1 rRNA gene is annotated in these 1570 nt (G+C 50.1%); it reads left to right on the forward strand.

Annotated elements, in window-relative coordinates:
- A 23S ribosomal RNA gene (locus HMPREF1534_RS0119470) occupies positions 1-1570 on the forward strand; the annotation flags it as partial.

Here is a 1570-nt window from a genome sequence, read left to right on the forward strand (position 1 = left end):
TGTAGCCGAAGCGAAAGCGAGTCTGAACAGGGCGTATAGTCGGTAGTGGTAGACGCGAAACCAAGTGATCTACCCTTGAGCAGGTTGAAGTCCGGGTAACACCGGATGGAGGACCGAACCAATAAGCGTTGAAAAGCTTCTGGATGACTTGAGGGTAGGGGTGAAAGGCTAATCAAACTTGGAGATAGCTCGTACTCCCCGAAATGCATTTAGGTGCAGCCTTGACCATTACTAATGTGAGGTAGAGCGACTGATAAGATGCGAGGGCTTCACCGCCTATCAAGTCTTGATAAACTCCGAATGCGCATTAGTTTGAGGTCAGGAGTGAGGGCATGGGTGCTAAGGTCCGTGCCCGAGAGGAGAAGAATCCGGACCACCTGCTAAGGTCCCGAAATAACAGCTAAGTTAAACTAACGAAGTCAGATTGCTAAGACAGCTAGGATGTTGGCTTGGAAGCAGCCATTCATTTAAAGAGTGCGTAACAGCTCACTAGTCGAGGAGTTTGGCGTGGATAATAATCGGGTATCAAGCTGTTTACCGAAGCAGTGGGATCATATAATGATCGGTAGGGGAGCATTCCACTCTGCGTCGAAGGTGGGGCGTGAGCCCTGCTGGAGCGTGTGGAAAAGCAAATGTAGGTATAAGTAACGATAAAGGGGGTGAGAAACCCCCTCGCCGCAAGACTCAGGTTTCCTGATCAACGCTAATCGGATCAGGGTCAGTCGGGTCCTAAGGCTCAGCCGAACGGCGAGGCCGATGGCAGAACCGGTTAATATTCCGGTACTACCCTTTAGGGTGACGTGGAGACGCAGTCGTGACAATGCCGCCAGCTGACGGAATAGCTGGTTAAAGGGTGTAGAAGTTGATTGTGGCAGGCAAATCCACCACAAGATTCGAACCTGACAGTATGGAGCGTCCTTCCGGACAATCCAACAGTGCATGTAATCATACTGCCAAGAAAATCCGCTAAACATAACCTTCAGGGTACCCGTACCGCAAACGGACACACGTAGTCGGGTTGAATATACTAAGGCGCTTGAGTGATTCACGGTTAAGGAACTAGGCAAATTAACCCTGTAACTTCGGGAAAAAGGGTCCCTACCCGTTAGCGGGAGGGCGCAGAGAATCGGTCCAGGCAACTGTTTAACAAAAACACAGGGCTGTGCGAAGTCGAAAGACGCTGTATACAGCCTGACACCTGCCCGGTGCTGGAAGGTTAAGAGGAGATGTCATCGCAAGAGAAGCATTGAATTGAAGCCCCAGTAAACGGCGGCCGTAACTATAACGGTCCTAAGGTAGCGAAATTCCTTGTCGGGTAAGTTCCGACCTGCACGAATGGTGTAATGATCTGGACACTGTCTCAACCGTGAGCTCAGTGAAATTGTAGTATCGGTGAAGATGCCGATTACCCGCGATGGGACGAAAAGACCCCGTGAACCTTTACTATAGCTTATCATTGAATTTGGGCACGTGATGTGTAGGATAGGTCGGAGGCTTTGAAGCAGGCACGCCAGTGTTTGTGGAGCCGCTGTTGAAATACGACCCTTCATTTGTTTGAGTTCTAACTCGT

Source organism: Phocaeicola massiliensis B84634 = Timone 84634 = DSM 17679 = JCM 13223, assembly GCF_000382445.1.
GTDB classification, from domain to species: Bacteria; Bacteroidota; Bacteroidia; order Bacteroidales; family Bacteroidaceae; genus Phocaeicola; species Phocaeicola massiliensis.